Below are 16387 nucleotides of genomic sequence, written 5' to 3' on the forward strand. Positions count from 1 at the left end.
CAGCCAGCCTACGTTCGGCCCGGAACGAGGTGCTCTGCCAGCTCAGTGCGCGAGTGGATGCCGAGCTTCGCGTAGACCTTGCGCAGGTGGTACTCGACGGTCTTCGGGCTCAGGAACAGTCGCGCAGCGGCCTCACGGATGCTGTTCCCGTCCGCAAGCAGTACGGCGATCTGTCGCTCCTGTGGCGTCAGCTCGTCCGCTGTGCTCGGCACGCGACGCCGTGCGGTCTCACCGGTCGCCTTGAGCTCCGCCGCCGCCTGGTCTGCCCACCCGAGTGCGCCGAGAGCGTCGAAACCCTCCACAGCGAGCCGCAGCTGCGTACGCGCGTCCACGCGCCGCCGTGCCCGTCGCAGCCAGGCGCCATAAGCCAGCCGGGTCCGGGCCAGCTCAAACGCGTCCAGCGTCTCCTCGTGCCAGCCGAGCGCCAGAACGAAGTCCGACTCGCTCTCATCGGCTACACCCCGCGCACGTGCTGCACGCGCCAGCGACCACGGCTGGCCTTTCGCCTCTGCCAATGCGGAGTGTTCGCGCACTACCCGCTGCGCGTCGTGCGACCGCCCCAGCCGCAGGTAGACCTCGACCAGCTCCGGTGCCGGCGACAGGTCCGGATCCTTCAGCCCGTACTCAGCCAGTACGTCGACCAACCGCTCGTACTGCGGTAGCGCCGCCGCCGGGTCGCCCCGTCCCAGCTCCAGGTCTCCCAGCGCGAACAGGGACCACACCGTGCCGAGGCGGATCTCATGCTCCGCACAGATCCGCAAACACTCCAGTGCGAGCTCCTGGCACTCCGCTCTGCCCTGGTGGGACATCAGCCACGCCAGTCCGGCCAGGTTCATCGCCAGTTCAGTCGTTTGACCGGTCTCCCGCGACAGCCGGATCCCCTCGTCGTACGACGTCTCCGCGTCGGGCCACCGATCGGTTGTCGCGTCGTCGCGGGCCAGCACGAACAGCAGGCCCGGCAGCGTCCCGAGAGCGACTTGCTCGCGTCGCTCGAGCATCGCCTGCTGCAGGAGCGTCCGGCCGGTTCCTGTTTCCCTGAGGAACAACGCAGCCAGCACCATCCACACCTGGCGACGGCGGTCCCGGTCCAGCTCGTCGGAGGGGGCCAGTGCGATCGCTGCACGGATCTGGTCCGTCCCACCGCTCCCGGCGAGCACCTTGGCGACGCCGCTCGCCAGCATGCCGATGATGCGCGGACCGAGCCGATCGACCGTCGGCAGCAGGACGTCGATGTCGTACGCCACCTCAAGGCCGGCCGCGGCATCGCACAGCCGGAAACAGGCCGCGACCGCATCCGCGAGCAGACCGGTGGCAACTGCCGGGTCCGTGGACTCGGCTGCGGCCGCGACCAGGATGTCGCGGGCCCGGCGCGGCGACCCGCACTTCACCTCGATGTCGCCGCGAATCTCCTGCGCGCGGATCCGCACCGGCAACGGCGGCTGCAGGATCAGCGCGTCACCCAGCAACGCCTCTGCACGCTCCGCCAGTCCGGCCGACCACGCCGCTGCACCGGCCGCGACCAGTCTGACCGCACGGTCCGGCAGGCCCTGGCTCAGCCGCCCAGCACGCTCGTACGCCGTTGCCGCGACCGCATGTGCTCCACGAGCAGCAGCATGCTCCGCTGCAAGGACCAGTCCGGCTGCCACCTCGTCGTCAGCGCCGAGGACTGCCTCTGACAGGTGCCACGCGCGCCGGTCCCGGTCCGGCGTGGCCAGTGCGACCGCACGATGCGCCGTACGACGTGCAGCCGGGTCAGCGCCGGTGTAGATCGCCGAGCGGACCAGCGGATGTCGCCACTGGACCTCACCGTCGCGAATGGCGACCAGGCCGGCTGCCTCGGCCTCCTCCAGTGCAGCGACGTCTACCCCGAGCTCTGCGCACACTCGGGACACCGTTCCGAGCTCACCGTCCAAGGCCGCGACGAGCAGGGCGGTGCGCGCATCCGGGCTCAGCCGGTCTGCCCTGCTGGCAAAGGCTTCTGCGAGCATCGCGGGGACTGGGAACGGTACGCCCGGCGGCATCCGGTGCAAGCGGGCCGGATCATCAGCCAGCTCAAGCAACGCCAGCGGGTTACCGGCCACGGTCTGGTGCAGTTGCTCGACCAGGTCGCTCGGGAGATGCTGCACGACCTGTCGCGCGGCCTCCAGCGTGATGCCCTCCAGCTGGAGCCGTGGCAGGTCGGCCTCGAACGGATGCGGTTCGTCGACGCGAGCCGCGATCAGCATGACGATCGGGTCGGCCACCAGGCGCCGGGCTGCGAACAACAGGGCCTCTGCGGACGGGCGGTCCAGCAGATGCGCATCGTCGATGATCAGTGCGAGCGGCGTGTTCTCGGCGTACCGGCAGATCAGGCTGAGTGTTGCGGCTCCGACGGCGAAGCGATCCGCCGGGCTGGCCGCATCGGGTCCCGATCCTAGTGCCAGTGCCGATGCGAGAGCTGTCCGTTGCGGTCCGGGGATGCGGTCGAGGCCGTCCAGCACAGGTCGCAGCAGTTGGAGCAGGGCTGCGAACGGCAACTCACGTTCGGCGTCGGTACCGCGTGCTCGCAGGACCTGCAGTCCGCCGGCCAGCTCGGCGGCCTCATCCAGCAGGGTGGTCTTGCCGATGCCGGGCTCGCCGGTGATGAGCAGTACACCTGCGGCTCCGACCCGCGCCCCCGCGATCAGTTGCTCGATCACCTGGCGCTCCGCGTCCCGCCCGATGAGCATGTCTCGCAGTGTGCACCAGGAGCCCCACCTGATGCGATGGTCCGGCTCCTCTTCCTAGGTTCGCCGTACCAACCATTCGAGGGGGAGCAAGCGAATGACTGTTGCAATCGACAGCGACAAACTGATGGGCTTCGTCTTCAAGGCGGTCGACGAGGTGGGGGCGACACTGAACGCGGCGCTGGTCGTGATGGGCGATCGGCTCGGCTTCTACCAGTCGCTTGCCGACCACGGCCCGACCACGCCGGCCGAGCTCGCCGAGCGGACCAACACCGATCAGCACTACACGCGGGAGTGGCTGAACGCGCAGGCGGCGGGCGGATTCGTCGAGTACGACGCGAGTACCGGCCGCTACACCCTGCCGCCGGAGCAGACCGTGGCGATGACCGATCCGAACAGCCCGGCGTACCTGCCCGGCTTCTTCCAGATCGCGCTCGGCACGGTGCAGCACACGACGGAGACGATCGAGGCCGCGCGGAGCGGTGCCGGCGTCGGGTGGCACGAGCACACGTCCGACGTGCATGTCGGCTGCGAGCGGTTCTTCCGGCCGTCGTACAACGCGAACCTGCTGCCCAGCTGGCTGCCCGCGCTGGACGGCGTGGTGGCCAAACTGGAACGCGGCGCGAAGGTGGCCGACATCGGCTGCGGGCACGGCGCGTCCACGGTCCTGATGGCCGAGGCGTTCCCGAAGTCCCGGTTCACGGGCTCGGACTACCACCAGGCTTCGATCGAGACCGCCCGGCAGCGGGCCGCGGGCCTCGGCGAGCGGGTGACCTTCGAGGTCGCGGCGGCCAACCAGTTCAGCGGGTCCGGGTACGACCTGGTGACGACCTTCGACGCCCTGCACGACATGGGTGATCCGGTCGGCGCAGCCAAGCACGTCCGTGAGGCGCTCGCTCCGGACGGCACCTGGCTGCTGGTCGAGCCGATGGCCGGCGACCACGTCGAGGACAACCTCAACCCGGTCGGCCGGGCGTACTACGGCTTCTCCACGCTGCTGTGCACGCCGGCCTCGCTGTCCCAGCCGGTCGGTCTCGCCCTCGGTACCCAGGCCGGCCCGGCCCGGATCCAGGACGTCACCACGGCAGCCGGGTTCAGCAGGTTCCGCACGGTCGCGCAGACGCCGTTCAACCTGGTGTTCGAGGTCCGCCCTTGACACAACAGTTCACCAACTGGTGAAGTATCACGTGTGCTGACGACGACCTTCGGAGCGCTCGCGGACCCGACTCGGCTGGCTGTCGTAGGCCGGCTGAGTCGGGGCGACGCGACGATGGGTGAGCTGGCCGAGCCGCACCGGATCACGCCACCGGCGATGACCAAGCACGTCACGGTGCTGGTCGACGCCGGTCTCGTGAGCCGGCGTCGGGTCGGCCGGACCGTCGTGTGCTCGCTCCGGCCGGAGGCGTTCGCCGAGGTGGAGCAGTGGGTCGGCGACCTCACGGCGTACTGGAACAGCACCGTTGACCGGTTGGAAGAACTCCTGCGAGGGGACGGCGATGGACACTGAGATCCGGATCGAAAGGGTGCTCCCGGCAACGATCGACAGGGTGTACGACGCCTGGACGCGGGCCGATCTCCTGGTCCAGTGGTACTGCCCGAACCCCGAGCTCGAACTGAAAGTACAGGCCGACGTCCGCACCGGTGGTACCTACGTCGTGGAGATGGGGCCGCACGTGGTGCGCGGCACCTACCTGGAAGTGGCGCCGCCGCACCGGCTGGTGTTCAGCTGGAAGTGGGACGGTACCGACGACGAGCCGACGCGGGTCGAGGTCGAGCTGACGGAGATGCTCGACGGCACCCGGATGCTGCTCAGCCACACCGGGTTCGCGAACGCCGAGGACGCCGCGAACCACCGGATGGGCTGGGATCCCGAGGTACGCCGGTTGGTCGAGCTGCTCAACGCTCGGCAGCCCGACCCCGCAGCCGATCGAGGATGAGAACCAGTACGACGGTGGTCGCGAGCAGCACCACGGCTTCGGCCGCGGCGACGAACGCCTGACCGCGGTCGGTCAGCGCGAAGATGCTCACCGGCAACGTCCGCCACGACGCGGGATAGACCATGATCGTCGCGCCGACCTCGCCCATCGACAGCGCGACGGACAAACCGGCGGCCGAGGCGATCGCGGGCAGCAGCATCGGCAGCCGGACCCGCCACAGCACGCGGGCCGGCGACGCCCCGAGCGAGGCCGCGACCTCGGCGTACGAGGGATCGATGCGTTCCAGCGCCGCGGACACCGTTCCGTAGCTGAAGGCAACCATGAGGACGAGGTGTGCGATCACCACGATCCATTTCGTACCGTTGAGCAGCAGCGGCTGGCGGGAGAACGCGACCAGCAGCCCGAGCCCGACCACCACGGACGGTACGGCGATCGGCAGGTGATGCATCGCGTCCGCGAGCCGCTTGAACCGGGTGTCCGCGGCCGACAAGGCGCCCCAACTCCCGAAGACGACCGCGAGCAGGCCGCCCAGGAACGCCGTCTGCAGGCTGACCGACAGCGACGCCAGTTCATCACCGGACAACGCCTGTCGGAGGTGATCAGCCGTCGGGTCGGAGGGCAGCACGCCGTTCCACGAGCCGGCGAACGCGGCCGCGATCACGACCACGAACGGCGCGACGACAAGCAGCCCGAACACCACGGCGAACGCGAGCCAGACAATCGCCTTCCCGGGCTTAGTCCAGACGAGCACGACGACCTCCCAGTGCCATCCGCAGTACGGCGTACAGGCCGAGGGAGAGCGCGATCTGTACGACGGCGATCACGCACGCACCCGGGTAGTCGAACATCACGATGCCTTTGGTGTGCACGAGCATCGGCAACGTTGTGGTGCCTTTCGCGCCGAGGAACAGGACGATGCCGAACTCGTTCAGCGTCAGCAGCAACGTCAGGCTGCCGCCCGCGAGGAGGGCAGGACGTACTTCGGGCAGCACGACCTGCCGCAGTACGCGCCACGGACCCGCGCCGAGACTGGCGGCCACGTCGAGCTGTGCGCGCGGCAACCGACTCATTGCCGCCAGCAACGGCCGCATCACGAACGGGGTGTAGAACGTGACCTCGGCGAGCACCACCGCCCATGGCGAGGTGAGGAACCCACCTGCCCGCAGGATGCCGGTACTGCCGTAGATGAACGTGAAGGAGAGCGCGACCAGGAATGACGGCAGCGCGAGCATCGTGTCCACCAGTCCGGCGACGATGCGGGCACCCGGGAAGGGCACGAAGCTGATCACGACGGCGAGGAAGGTGCCGACCACGAGACAGCCTGCGGTTGAACTCACCGCGATCTGCACGGTCCGCAACAGTGCGCTCCGGAACTCGGTCGACGCGATCACCTCACCCCACGCCGGGGCTGACTCCACGGCGACCAGCACCAACGGGTAGACGACCAGGACCGCAATCAGGAGGAGCGGCGGCAATACCCACACCCACCGGCCGTCCGGCCGCGGTCGATTGCTGACGACAGCACCGACTCCGAGCGCCTCAACAGCCATCAGCCAGCACCAGACTGCACGCCTCCACCGGCAACACCAGCGAAACGTCCGCCCCAACCTCGGGCACCCGCCGATCGGCCGGTACGTCGACCCGCACCGTCACACCCGCCAACCCGTCGACCGAGCATGTGACCTGGTTGAACGCCCCACGCCACTGCACCCCCAACACCTCGCCACCGACGCCTGCGCGTCCGGCAGCGCCGCCTCCGCCGGGGACGGCATCGGCCTCCAGCCGGATCGCATGCGGGCGGATGCACAGCAGGCTCTCGCCGGGTGCTGCTTGCAGACCCGGGACCACGTGGCCGGCCACCTTCACGCCGCCTTCAACCGGCTCGACCGGGAGCAGATTCGCCCCACCCAGGAACGAAGCGGTGAAGGCCGACGGCGGAGCGGCGTACAACTCAGCGGCCGGAGCGACGTCGACCAGCCGTGCATCCCGCATCACGGCGATCCGGTCCGCCAACGCCAGCGCCTCGGACTGATCGTGGGTCACGTAGACGATCGCGATGTCCGGCACCTCGCGCCGCAACTTCTGCAGCTCGCCGAGCATGTCCGCCCGCAACTGCGCATCTAGCGCTGCTAGCGGTTCGTCGAGCAACAGCACCGGCGGCCGGATCGCGAGCGCCCGCGCGATCGCAACCCGCTGCTGCTGACCGCCGGACAACTCGCGAGGGAAGCGCCGCGCGTACGCCGTCATACCGACCATCTCGAGCATCTCGCCGACCCGCTCCGCCACCTCGGCCCTCGGCTTGCGCGCTGCCTTCAGCCCGAACGCGACGTTGTCCGCGACCCGCAGATGCGGGAACAGCGCGTACTGCTGCACCACAACCCCGATCCCCCGCTTGGCCGGCGGAAGATCGGTTACGTCGTTCCCGGCCAACCGAACCCGCCCCCGACTCGGCCGCACGAACCCCGCCACCGCCTTCAACGCGGTCGACTTCCCAGAGCCCGACGGCCCGAGCAGCGCGACCGTCTCACCGGCCGCGACGCTCAGATCAAGCCCTTCCAGCGCGCACGTGCGACCGAAGTGCACGGTCACGTCCTGGAGCTGGACCGTCATCCCACGGCCTTCGTGTACGCCGCCACGTCGGCATCCAGATCGGTCAGGACCGCGGACCAGTCGGGCTGCCAGACCTCGACGCCCTGGGTCGCCTTCTCCACCGTCTGGAAGTTCGCGTCGGTCGGCTTCACGTCGTCCCGCGCCGGGATCCCGAACGCGTCCTGCGACACCGTCTGCTGCGCGTCGGTCGACAGCAGGTACTCCATCAGTTGCTTGCCACCGTCAACGTTCGGCGCACCGGCACCGAGACCCATCACGTACGGCAGCGCGAGCGTCGTACGCTTGCCGTCCTTGCCCGCCGGGACGAAGATGCCGAACGCCGACTTGTCGTTCGCGATCGACGCCGCGTTCATCTGGACGTCGCCGTTCGCGACCAGCAGCTCACCCTTGCTGACCTTCGGCTGCAACTTGCCGGTCGACGCCGACGGGCCGACGTTGTTGGTCTCCAGCTTCTTCAGATAGTCGAGCGCGCCCTGCTTCCCCAGCAGGTGCTGAAGCAGCAGCAGTACGGCGGTACCGTCCCCGGCCTGCCCCGGCGTCGAGTACTGCAGCTTCCCCTTGAACCTCGGGTCGAGCAGCTCGTCGAACGTCTTCGGCGTACCCGCCTGCTGGTTGGCGATGAAGCACAGATAGTTGTCGACAACCGCGACATAGTCGTCGCCCTTGACGCCCTTCACATGATCAGCGCCCGGTACGGCGTACTTCTGCAGCAGACCGTCCTGGGATGCCTTCTGAATGAACGGCGGCAGCGTCACGACGACGTCTGCCTGCGGGTTCGACTTCTCCTTCTGCAGCCGCGAGACCACCTCACCGGAGCCGGCCTCGACCGTCTGGACCTTGATCCCGGTCTTCTGGGTGAACGCGTCGAACCGGGTCTTGTACCAATCGGCAAGGCCGTCCGCGGTGTAGACGGTGACGGTCTTCGCGGCGCCGTCGCCGGTGGATGCAGCTCCGGTGCCACCACAGGCGGCGGTCCCAGCGAGCACAAGAGCGGCGGCGAGCAGGGTCTTGACTGCCTTCACGTCGTTGTCCTTCCGATCTCATCGAAGGTCGCCTCGGCGATCGCCGGCGACATGGTCATCCCGCGCCCGCCGGGGCCGGTCACCAGGTGCACGCCGTCGGCAACTTCCCGCCGGACGATCACCTCGTCGCCGGTCGCCTGCGAGTACACGCCGGCCCACCGCCTCACGATCTTGGGCAGCTTGCGGCCGAGGAGGTTCTCCGCGGTGTCCCGCAGGTAGTCGTACGGATCGCTCTGCACGTCGAACCTGAACGGCTCGGCGTACTCATGGGTGTCACCAATCGTCAGACCACCGTGCGTCCGCTGCACCATCAGCAGTTGCATCTTGTGGTCCTCGGCAACGGGGGCCTGCGCCGGCAGGTCATGGACTGCGGGACCGCTGTACGCCGGGTAGTACCGGAAGCTGTCCCCGTCGGCGACCGCGGTGGTGAGCGTGTCGCCGAGCGGTGCCGTCTGCATCATCTGCAGGCGCACCCGGCGTACCGGAAGGTCGTCGATGAGTTCGCGGATCAGCCCGCTGTGCCAGGCGCCTGTACAGAGAAGGACGACGTCCGCTGAATGCGTCACCCCGTGGTCGTCGACGACCCAGCCCGTGTTGACATTGCGCACTTCGCGTCCACCGAGGAACTGGTAGCGGTTCGACTTCATCAGCTCGGCCCGGAGCGCCGGCAGGACCTCACGCGGCTCGACGATCGCGTCCCGCGCACACCACAACGCGCCGCGCAGGTCGCCCTTCAGCGCGGGGTTGCGCTCTCGGGTCTGCTCCGCGTCGAGCACCTGGAATCCGCGCGCCACCGCATCCGGTCGGGCCGCAGCCTCCTTGGCGACCGCCAGCTCGGCCTCGGTACGGCAGACCGTCAGCGAGCCGACCGTACGGACGCCGACGCCGGGCACCTCGGCCCACAGGTCACGGGCCCGCTGCGCCAGCTCGAACTCGGCCCCGTCGGCGCGTCCGCTGACCCAGACCAGGCCGAAGTTCCGCACACTCGCACCCCGCGCCTCGAGCTCCCGCTCGAGCTGCAGCACCTGGTGCCCACGCCGTACCGCTTCCCAGGCGTGAAACGTGCCCAGCACGCCGCCACCCACCACAACCACCCGCACGCTGACTCCTCTCGTCGCGACCAAGATTGGTCCGGACCAATGAAGTCAGCATAGGAGAAGGACGACCACCGCGTGAACGGCCGGCGAACGGTTTGGCGGACCGCCAGGCCATCACAATTGCGCTCGCGCAGGAGCCCTCCGCGGCGATCGCCTCGGAGGGGCCGATTGTGATGGCCTGGGGATCCGGGGGGCGCTAGGGGCGGAGGGTGGCGCGGAAGCCGACTCGGTCGCCGCGGTAGAGGGAGCGGACCGCTTCGATCGGGCGGCCGTCGGTGTCGCGGCTGGTGCGGTGCAGCAGGAGCATCGGGAGCGACTGGGTGGCCTTGAGGAGCTCGGCCTCCCGCGGGGTCGCGATCACGGTCTCGACCAGCTCCTCCCCCTCGCCGAACCGCACGCCGAGACGACCGGTCAAGCACCGGTACAGCGACCCGGTCGGCTCCAGCACCTCACGCAGCGTCGGGAAGCGCGCGACCGAGAGGTGCGTCGTCTCCAGCCCGATCGGCTGCCCGTCCGCGAACAGCACCCGCTCCAGCCGGTGCACCGGATCCCCCTCGGCGACCTTCAACTGCTCCGCGAGCTCGACGTCGGCGATCACCTCCTCGAACGCGACCACCTCACGCCCCGGCGTATGCCCCTGGGCCCGCAACGCCTCGGTGTAGCTCACCAGCGCCAGCGGCTGCACCAGCTTCGGCGTCGCGACGAACGTCCCCTGCCCCTGCCGCGCCCGCAGCCGCCCGTCGGCGATCAGCTCCCGGATCGCCTGCCGCATGGTCCACCGGGAGACCCCGAACTCCTTGGCGAGCACCCGCTCCGGCGGCAACGCCGCTCCCTCGCCCAGCCGCTCCAGCACGTCCACCAGCTTGGTCTTCACCACGAAATGCAGCGGCTCACTCACACTGCCGACAATAGTCGAGGCCCCAGCGTGTCCCGCGGAGAAAAGGTCGAGCCCCGGGCGGCAACCCGGGGCTCCTGTCGGATGGATGGACAGTTGGCGGAACTCAGCTGCCGGACTTGCGCCGGAACTGGCGCTTCTGCTTGTCGTTGTGCGCGTCGCCGACGCCCTGCCCACGCACTCCGGATCCCGGATGCGTGTGCTTCCCGGCGTTCTTCTTCTCGAGCGCTTCCCGAAACTTCTTCTGCAGATCGTCCGCCGGCTCGCTGGACTTGTCGCTCATACCGTCTCCTTCAAACCGTAGGCGTACGGACCCCACGCTAACCGAGGGTGAGTACCGCAGGCGAGTGCATTCCAGCTCGCGGAAATCCCCGGCGGCGGATCGGGAGCCGCTGTTAGGTTCGGAGTACGTCGAGGGAGGGACACGGAATGCTGGTCAGCAACGAGGCACTGCTCGGGATCGCCCTGGTCGAGCTGGGCCTGGTGATCGTGCCGGGACCGAACATGATCTACCTGATCTCCCGCTCGATCGCCCAGGGCCGCCGCGCGGGCCTGATCTCGCTGGCCGGCGTCGGACTCGGCTTCCTCACGTACTTGCTCGCGGCAAGCGCCGGCCTCGCGACTCTCTTCGCGCTGGTCCCTGAGATCTATGTCGCACTGAAGCTGGCCGGCGCGGCGTACCTGCTCTGGCTCGCCTGGAACGCGTTCCGCCCCGGCGGCGCGTCGGTCTTCGCCACCCAGGAACTCGAGCCGGACCGCCCGCGCAAACTGTTCGGCATGGGCCTGCTCACCTGCCTGCTGAACCCGAAGATCGCGATCCTCTACATCTCGCTGCTCCCCCAGTTCCTCGACCCGTCCCGCGGTCACCTCGGCGTGCAGAGCCTGATCCTCGGCCTCACCCAGCTGACCGTCGGTGTCGCCATGAACGCCGTCTTCGTGATCACCGCCGGCTCGGTCGCCGTGTTCCTCTCCCGCCGCCCGACCTGGATGCGCATCCACCGCTACCTCACCGGCACCGCCCTGGCGGTCTTCGCGATCCGCCTCGCCACCGACCGCGCCCGCCCGCTCGCGACCCACTGAGAGCTGTCGGCCCCGCCGACTCGCTGAGAACTGTCCGACCCGCCGACTAGCCTCGTCCGGGATGAACGACTTCGCAGTCTCGTCCGTCGATCGGCTCGTCGCCGCCTGGAGCACCACGCCGGTCGCCGCCCTGGTCCGCGACCGCAGCCTGCCCGCGATCACCCGCGAGTACCTGCTCGACACGTTCGCCTGGCAGGACGCGGAGGATGCCACGCGGGCGCTGACCAAGCACTTCGCCGGTGCCCGCTTCGCCGACGAGGTCGAGTACGGCGTACTCCTGGTTCCGGACCCCACGAAGCTCGACACCCGCGGCCCGTTGCCGGATGAGGTCCGCCCGACGCCGTCGCCCGATGTGTTCGACGAACGCCTGCCCGCCGGGGTCGCCCTGCCGGGCGGTCGCCCGTGGCAGCTGGTGGTGAGCGTGATCGGGTCGTACGGACCGTCGCTCGGCAGCTACAACGACGTGATCGCCTCGGGCGACTTCATCGTCGACGGGCAGGACACCCGGCAGTGGATGACCCGTCAGGTCTGGGGTACGCGAGTCCTGCAATGTGGCGCGACGCCGCCGGACTGCGAGGACAACGAGCGGTGGACATTCACACTGTTCCCCGGTGAGGAGCTGGTCGACGGGCAGGCCGAGTCCGGGACGGTGTTGAAGGGCAAGGTCCGGTTCCGCCTAGGCAAGCCGGATCGCGGTATCGGGTCGGCGCGGGTCGCTCCTGCAGTGCTCATCTAAATCGTGTGCGCCGCTCTGGGCACTCCCGGATACTTCTGGGCGTGATGCACGAGGGGCAACTGGATGTGACGGTCGGACTGGTCGAAGGGCTCGTCAAGGAGCAGTTCCCGCAGTGGAGCGAGCTCGCGGTCCGCGCCGTACCGTCCCACGGGACCGTCAACGCGTTGTTCCGGATCGGCGATGAACTGGTCGCCCGGTTCCCGATCTTGCCCGGCGATGTGGCGACGGTGCAGCGGGAGCTCGAGGACGAGGCGGATGCCGCGCGGCGGTTGCACGCGATGTCGCCGTACCCGACTCCGGAGCCGATCGCGATCGGGGCGCCGGCCTCGGGTTATCCGCTGCCGTGGGCGGTGCAGACCTGGGTGGACGGGACGATCGCGTACGACGCGGACGTCGCAGGGTCGGCCGCCTTCGCCGAGGATCTCGCACTGTTCGTGCTGGCGCTGCGGGCGCAGCCGACCGAGGGGCGGATGTTCACGGGCTCGTGGCGCGGCGGGGTGCTGACCTCGCAGGACGAGTACGTCGCGGACGGGCTGGAGCGCAGCCGCGGGATGATCGACGTGGACGAGCTGGCCCGGTTGTGGGCCGACCTACGGACGACGCCGCGTACCGAACCGGACGCCTGGACGCATCGCGACCTGATGCCGGGCAACCTGCTCGCGAAGGACGGCCGCCTGGCCGGTGTCATCGACGTCGGCACCTTCACGGTCTCGGACCCCGCGATGGATCTACAGCCCGCGTGGAACCTCCTCGATCCCACCGCCCGGTCGGCCTTCCGCGTTGCGCTCGGCAGCGACGAGGCCGAGTGGCGCCGCGGCATGGGCTGGTCGTTCGCCCAGGCCATCGGCTGCCTCTGGTACTACGTCGAAACCAACCCGATCATGTCCCGCACCGCGCACCACACTCTGACCGCACTGCTCAAATCGCCCTAGCGACGAACACCCATTCTTTCCCGGGCCGATCCGGAGCCTCCCGTACGTCGTCGACCACGAACCCGGCCGCGACCAGCGACTCCTCGACCTCGTCCCGCTCGCGGAACCGCAGGGTGGACTGCGACGTGAGTACGGCGCCGTCCGACGAGAACACGTACGTGCCGCGGAAGGTGACGAACGGCAACTCAACCGACAGCAGATCGCCCCAGGCCTCCACCGTCTCGCCCGCAACCTCCCGTACCTGATGGGTACGCTCGCGGGTCCACTCCTCCCACTGGCGACGCGCCGGATCCCGCGTCTCGAACACGAACCGGCCACCCTCGGTCAACGCGGCCCGCACCCCACGCACCGTCGCCGACCACTCCTCGTCCGTCAGGAACACCTGCGCCACGTTCCCCGTCATCAGCGCAAGGTCCATCTGCAACGGCGGCAACGTGGTCGCATCCCCGTGGATCCACCGCACCCGCTCCGCAAACTCCTTGCCCCGAGCAACCACCAGTGAAGCCTCCGCCGGATCCACTCCGACGACGTCCACGCCGCTACTGGCGAGCAGACAGGCCAACTCGCCCGTCCCGCACCCCACATCCAGGACCTTCGCGGCGCCGAACTCCCCCACGATCGCCGCGTAGTGCTCCAGATCCCCCCGATCCGGATCCAGCGCGTCATAAACCGCCGCCAACCGAGGCTCCCCGAACAAAGCGTCAACCATGCCCGCGACCGTAACCCGATGCCCTCGGTCCATCCACTGTTTTTGTACCTAAGAACAGGACGTACATGTCTACGTATAGCCGCCGGCACGCCTGACCGGACATCGGAGCGCCCTCGAATCGGGCACACCTCCTGTCCTTAGCGCACGCCTCTCACGAAGTCGCGCCGGTGTATCTCCTCAACCCGGCGCGCCAAGCCAGCGCTGCTAGCGCGGCTGCACCTGCTGCTGCGAGCACGCCGGCGAGTAGTACACCGAGTTGAGGGCCGCGGAGTAGGGCGGTTGACGGGACGCTTGCGATGAGCGCCATCGGGAAGACGTAGGTGAGGAGGATGCGAAGCGGGCGGGCGAAGACGTCCGTCGGGTAGCGGCCGAGTTGCCAGGCCGAGTGGTAGAAGACGTCCAACTGCAGTTTCGGCGCCCAGAACGCCAAGCACGCCAGCAGCACGCTCAACGCCCAGGTCACTACGGTCCCTGCCACGACCAGCACCAACCAGCTCACCACTCCAGCGGCACCAGGCGACCGATCGGCAATCCCGATCCCCCAGGTCAGCACGCCGGCGCCGAGGACAACCTGGATCAGTTGCAGCGGTGACGACAACGACAAGCTGGACAGGAACAAGCTCGGAGCCGGCTGCAGCAAGTAGCCGTCCAGCTTCCCCTCGCGGATCCCGGTCTCGGGGAACCACGACAGGTTCGGATCGATGAACGTCGTCCGCAGACCGGTGATCAGCTGATATGTGCCGATCAGGACGAGGAACTCCGCCTTCGACCAGCCCGCCAACGTGTCGGCCCGGGTGAACACGATCAGCACGGCCGCGATCGCCGTACCCAAACCTGTGAACGCAAGCACCACATCGAAGACGAGGTTGACGCGGAAGGCCACACTTCGGCGCAGGGACATCGAGAAGCCTGCTGCCAGCAGACGAAGGAGCTTCATGAGCCCACCGCCGTGTACCGACGGATGCCGGCTCTCCACAGGACCATGACCACACCGACCAGCACGACCACCCACACCAATTGATAGAGGAGCGATCCACCGCTCCGCGTTCCGGCGGCGATCTCGGCCGGCAGACCGTTCATCCCGTAGAACGGCAGCACCTCCGCAACCCGGCGCAACCCGTCCGGCAGCAACCCGATCGGCGCCGCCGTACCGCCGAACAGGAACACCAACTGGCTACCGAACCCCACCACCGCATGTACCCGATCCGTCCAGAACGCCGTCAGCGACAACAGGAACGTCCACAGGAAGACGAGCACCGCGGCCAGCACGAGGTACGGCGTACTCCGCACCACCGCCCACCAGTCGAACCCGACCTGCAACGCGATCCCCGTGAGCAGCACGATCGGTGCCCCGAGCAACGTCAGCCAGGCACGAATCGCGAGGTTCATGCCGATCACGCCGACCACCACCGGCTGCGGGCGGAGCAGCTCGTGGCTGAGCGTCCCGTTGTAGATCCGTTCGGAAAACGTGTGCTGCTCGAACGACTCGGTCATCAGCGTGACCAGGATGATCGCGACGTAGTACCGCGCGATCGCCGGATCACCCGGATAGACCGCGGACCACACGAACAACCCGATCAGCGGCGCGACCACAGCCTGCACCACGAGGGTCAGCAGGAACCACCACGCGCCGGACCACTCCAGCACCTCCTGACGGAGCCGGAACCCGAGCAGTACCGCGGTTCTCATCGCAACCCCTCGCGGTACGCCTGGTCGATGACCTTCTCCAGCGGCGGCTCCTCCACCGCGAGGTCCACGACCTCCAACGCCTGCAGCAAACGGGCCGTCGTACCCGCGACCTCGTCCCGCGGCACCCGGAGAACCCACCGCCCGTCCGCCTTGTCGACCACCTCACCGAACGGTGACGGGTCCCCTTGCGTGGAGATCCGGATCAGTTTGTACGGCGACAGCCGCGCGGACAGCTCCGCGAGCGGACCGTCGTACTGGACCTTGCCCTTGTCGATCAGGATCAGGCGCGGGCACAGGGACGCGACGTCGGCCATGTAGTGGCTGGTCAGGAGCACGGTCGCGCCGGTCTGTTCGACGTACTCCTGCACGAACTCGCGGATCTGGCTCGCGGCGCTGACATCGAGACCGATCGTCGGCTCGTCCAGGAACATCACCTCGGGGCGGTAGATCAGCGCCATCGCGAGCCCGACCCGCATCCGCTCGCCTAGGCTGAGCGCGCGAAGTTGCCGCTCCAGCAGCGGTTCGAGGTCGAGGAGCGCTTCGAGCTCGGCCAGGGTACGGCGGAACGTGGCGCGCGGGACGTCGTACAGCAGGCGCTGGTACTCGAGGGAGTCCATCACGGTCAGCTCCTGCGAACCGCCGACCGGTTGGCTGCCGCGGACGAACGCGATCCGCTTGAGGAAGGCGGAGCGGCGTTGCCACGGGACAGTGTCGAGGACCTGAACCGCGCCGCCGGTCGGGTGCAGGATCCCGGAGAGGATCTTCATCGTCGTGGTCTTGCCGGCGCCGTTCGGGCCGATGAACCCCGCGACCTCACCCGGGGCGATCGTGAACGACACCTCGTCGAGGGCCTGGACCGTCTTGTACTCGCGGCGTACCAGCGAACCGAACGCCGCCCGCAGCCCGCCTTTGCGGACCGGAGCCTTGTAGGACATCGAGAGGTTTTCCACCTCCACTGCAGCAGTCATGGTGGCG

At 68.7% G+C, this 16387-nt stretch carries 18 protein-coding genes; 6 read left to right on the plus strand and 12 right to left on the minus strand.

The genetic code is table 11. The features are described 5' to 3' along the window. Positions 1 to 8 precede the first annotated feature (8 nt). A complete protein-coding gene (locus E0H45_RS02285; protein ID WP_131334598.1) occupies positions 9 to 2708 on the minus strand; it encodes an AAA family ATPase in 2700 nt (899 codons plus the stop codon). A 94-nt stretch (positions 2709 to 2802) separates the two neighbouring features. Here E0H45_RS02285 and E0H45_RS02290 point away from each other — a divergent pair, with 94 nt between their 5' ends. The 3 genes from E0H45_RS02290 to E0H45_RS02300 are packed head-to-tail and all read left to right on the plus strand — an operon-like array spanning position 2803 to position 4642. Beyond that, positions 2803 to 3861 (plus strand): class I SAM-dependent methyltransferase, encoded by a 1059-nt coding sequence (locus E0H45_RS02290; protein ID WP_131334599.1) that lies wholly within the window; start codon positions 2803 to 2805, stop codon positions 3859 to 3861. Between the two features lie 33 nt (positions 3862 to 3894). Beyond that, positions 3895 to 4212, plus strand: a complete 318-nt coding sequence (locus tag E0H45_RS02295) for an ArsR/SmtB family transcription factor (RefSeq protein ID WP_131334600.1) — start codon at positions 3895 to 3897, stop codon at positions 4210 to 4212. After that, a complete protein-coding gene (locus tag E0H45_RS02300) occupies positions 4202 to 4642 on the plus strand; it encodes an SRPBCC family protein (protein WP_131334601.1) in 441 nt (146 codons plus the stop codon). The genes E0H45_RS02295 and E0H45_RS02300 overlap by 11 nt, the downstream gene beginning before the upstream one ends. On the opposite strand, the gene E0H45_RS02305 is transcribed toward E0H45_RS02300, so the two are convergent. The 7 genes from E0H45_RS02305 to E0H45_RS42310 form a co-directional block, all read right to left on the minus strand. Beyond that, complete coding sequence (locus E0H45_RS02305) at positions 4602 to 5393, minus strand: ABC transporter permease (RefSeq protein WP_131334602.1); 792 nt, start codon at positions 5391 to 5393, stop codon at positions 4602 to 4604. The genes E0H45_RS02300 and E0H45_RS02305 overlap by 41 nt on opposite strands. Continuing rightward, positions 5377 to 6192 carry a 2-aminoethylphosphonate ABC transporter permease subunit gene (locus tag E0H45_RS02310; protein ID WP_131334603.1) on the minus strand — a complete coding sequence of 272 codons (816 nt, stop codon included), beginning with the start codon at positions 6190 to 6192 and terminating at the stop codon, positions 5377 to 5379. Before E0H45_RS02310 ends, E0H45_RS02305 begins: the two co-directional genes overlap by 17 nt. Beyond that, positions 6182 to 7252 carry an ABC transporter ATP-binding protein gene (locus E0H45_RS02315; protein ID WP_131334604.1) on the minus strand — a complete coding sequence of 357 codons (1071 nt, stop codon included), beginning with the start codon at positions 7250 to 7252 and terminating at the stop codon, positions 6182 to 6184. Before E0H45_RS02315 ends, E0H45_RS02310 begins: the two co-directional genes overlap by 11 nt. Further along, positions 7249 to 8274, minus strand: coding sequence for a 2-aminoethylphosphonate ABC transporter substrate-binding protein (locus E0H45_RS02320; RefSeq protein WP_131334605.1), 1026 nt, complete (start codon positions 8272 to 8274; stop codon positions 7249 to 7251). The genes E0H45_RS02315 and E0H45_RS02320 overlap by 4 nt, the downstream gene beginning before the upstream one ends. After that, entirely contained in the window at positions 8271 to 9374 is a 1104-nt protein-coding gene (locus tag E0H45_RS02325; RefSeq protein WP_131334606.1) for a TIGR03364 family FAD-dependent oxidoreductase, read from the minus strand. The genes E0H45_RS02320 and E0H45_RS02325 overlap by 4 nt, the downstream gene beginning before the upstream one ends. 193 nt (positions 9375 to 9567) lie before the next feature. After that, a complete protein-coding gene (locus tag E0H45_RS02330) occupies positions 9568 to 10269 on the minus strand; it encodes a GntR family transcriptional regulator (protein WP_131334607.1) in 702 nt (233 codons plus the stop codon). A 103-nt stretch (positions 10270 to 10372) separates the two neighbouring features. Further along, the gene (locus E0H45_RS42310; protein WP_165546335.1) at positions 10373 to 10549 is read right to left on the minus strand and encodes a DUF5302 domain-containing protein; all 177 of its coding nucleotides are present in this window, start codon (positions 10547 to 10549) and stop codon (positions 10373 to 10375) included. Between the two features lie 146 nt (positions 10550 to 10695). Here E0H45_RS42310 and E0H45_RS02335 point away from each other — a divergent pair, with 146 nt between their 5' ends. From E0H45_RS02335 to E0H45_RS02345, 3 genes are all read left to right on the plus strand, one after another. After that, positions 10696 to 11346 carry a LysE family translocator gene (locus E0H45_RS02335; protein WP_202872172.1) on the plus strand — a complete coding sequence of 217 codons (651 nt, stop codon included), beginning with the start codon at positions 10696 to 10698 and terminating at the stop codon, positions 11344 to 11346. Positions 11347 to 11407: 61 nt separating this feature from the next. Continuing rightward, positions 11408 to 12082 (plus strand): hypothetical protein, encoded by a 675-nt coding sequence (locus tag E0H45_RS02340; protein WP_131334608.1) that lies wholly within the window; start codon positions 11408 to 11410, stop codon positions 12080 to 12082. A 44-nt stretch (positions 12083 to 12126) separates the two neighbouring features. Continuing rightward, a complete protein-coding gene (locus tag E0H45_RS02345) occupies positions 12127 to 13014 on the plus strand; it encodes an aminoglycoside phosphotransferase family protein (protein ID WP_131337605.1) in 888 nt (295 codons plus the stop codon). Here E0H45_RS02345 and E0H45_RS02350 read toward each other — a convergent pair. The 4 genes from E0H45_RS02350 to E0H45_RS02365 all read right to left on the minus strand — a co-directional run bounded on the left by E0H45_RS02350 (position 13001) and on the right by E0H45_RS02365 (position 16380). Then, the gene (locus E0H45_RS02350; protein ID WP_131334609.1) at positions 13001 to 13723 is read right to left on the minus strand and encodes a class I SAM-dependent methyltransferase; all 723 of its coding nucleotides are present in this window, start codon (positions 13721 to 13723) and stop codon (positions 13001 to 13003) included. The two genes, E0H45_RS02345 and E0H45_RS02350, sit on opposite strands and share 14 nt — an antisense overlap. 151 nt (positions 13724 to 13874) lie before the next feature. After that, a complete protein-coding gene (locus tag E0H45_RS02355; protein WP_131334610.1) occupies positions 13875 to 14660 on the minus strand; it encodes an ABC transporter permease in 786 nt (261 codons plus the stop codon). Next, positions 14657 to 15412 carry an ABC-2 family transporter protein gene (locus E0H45_RS02360; RefSeq protein ID WP_131334611.1) on the minus strand — a complete coding sequence of 252 codons (756 nt, stop codon included), beginning with the start codon at positions 15410 to 15412 and terminating at the stop codon, positions 14657 to 14659. Before E0H45_RS02360 ends, E0H45_RS02355 begins: the two co-directional genes overlap by 4 nt. After that, positions 15409 to 16380, minus strand: a complete 972-nt coding sequence (locus E0H45_RS02365; protein WP_165546336.1) for an ABC transporter ATP-binding protein — start codon at positions 16378 to 16380, stop codon at positions 15409 to 15411. Before E0H45_RS02365 ends, E0H45_RS02360 begins: the two co-directional genes overlap by 4 nt. Positions 16381 to 16387 lie beyond the last annotated feature (7 nt).

This window comes from Kribbella soli (assembly GCF_004331345.1).
GTDB classification, from domain to species: domain Bacteria; phylum Actinomycetota; class Actinomycetes; order Propionibacteriales; family Kribbellaceae; genus Kribbella; species Kribbella soli.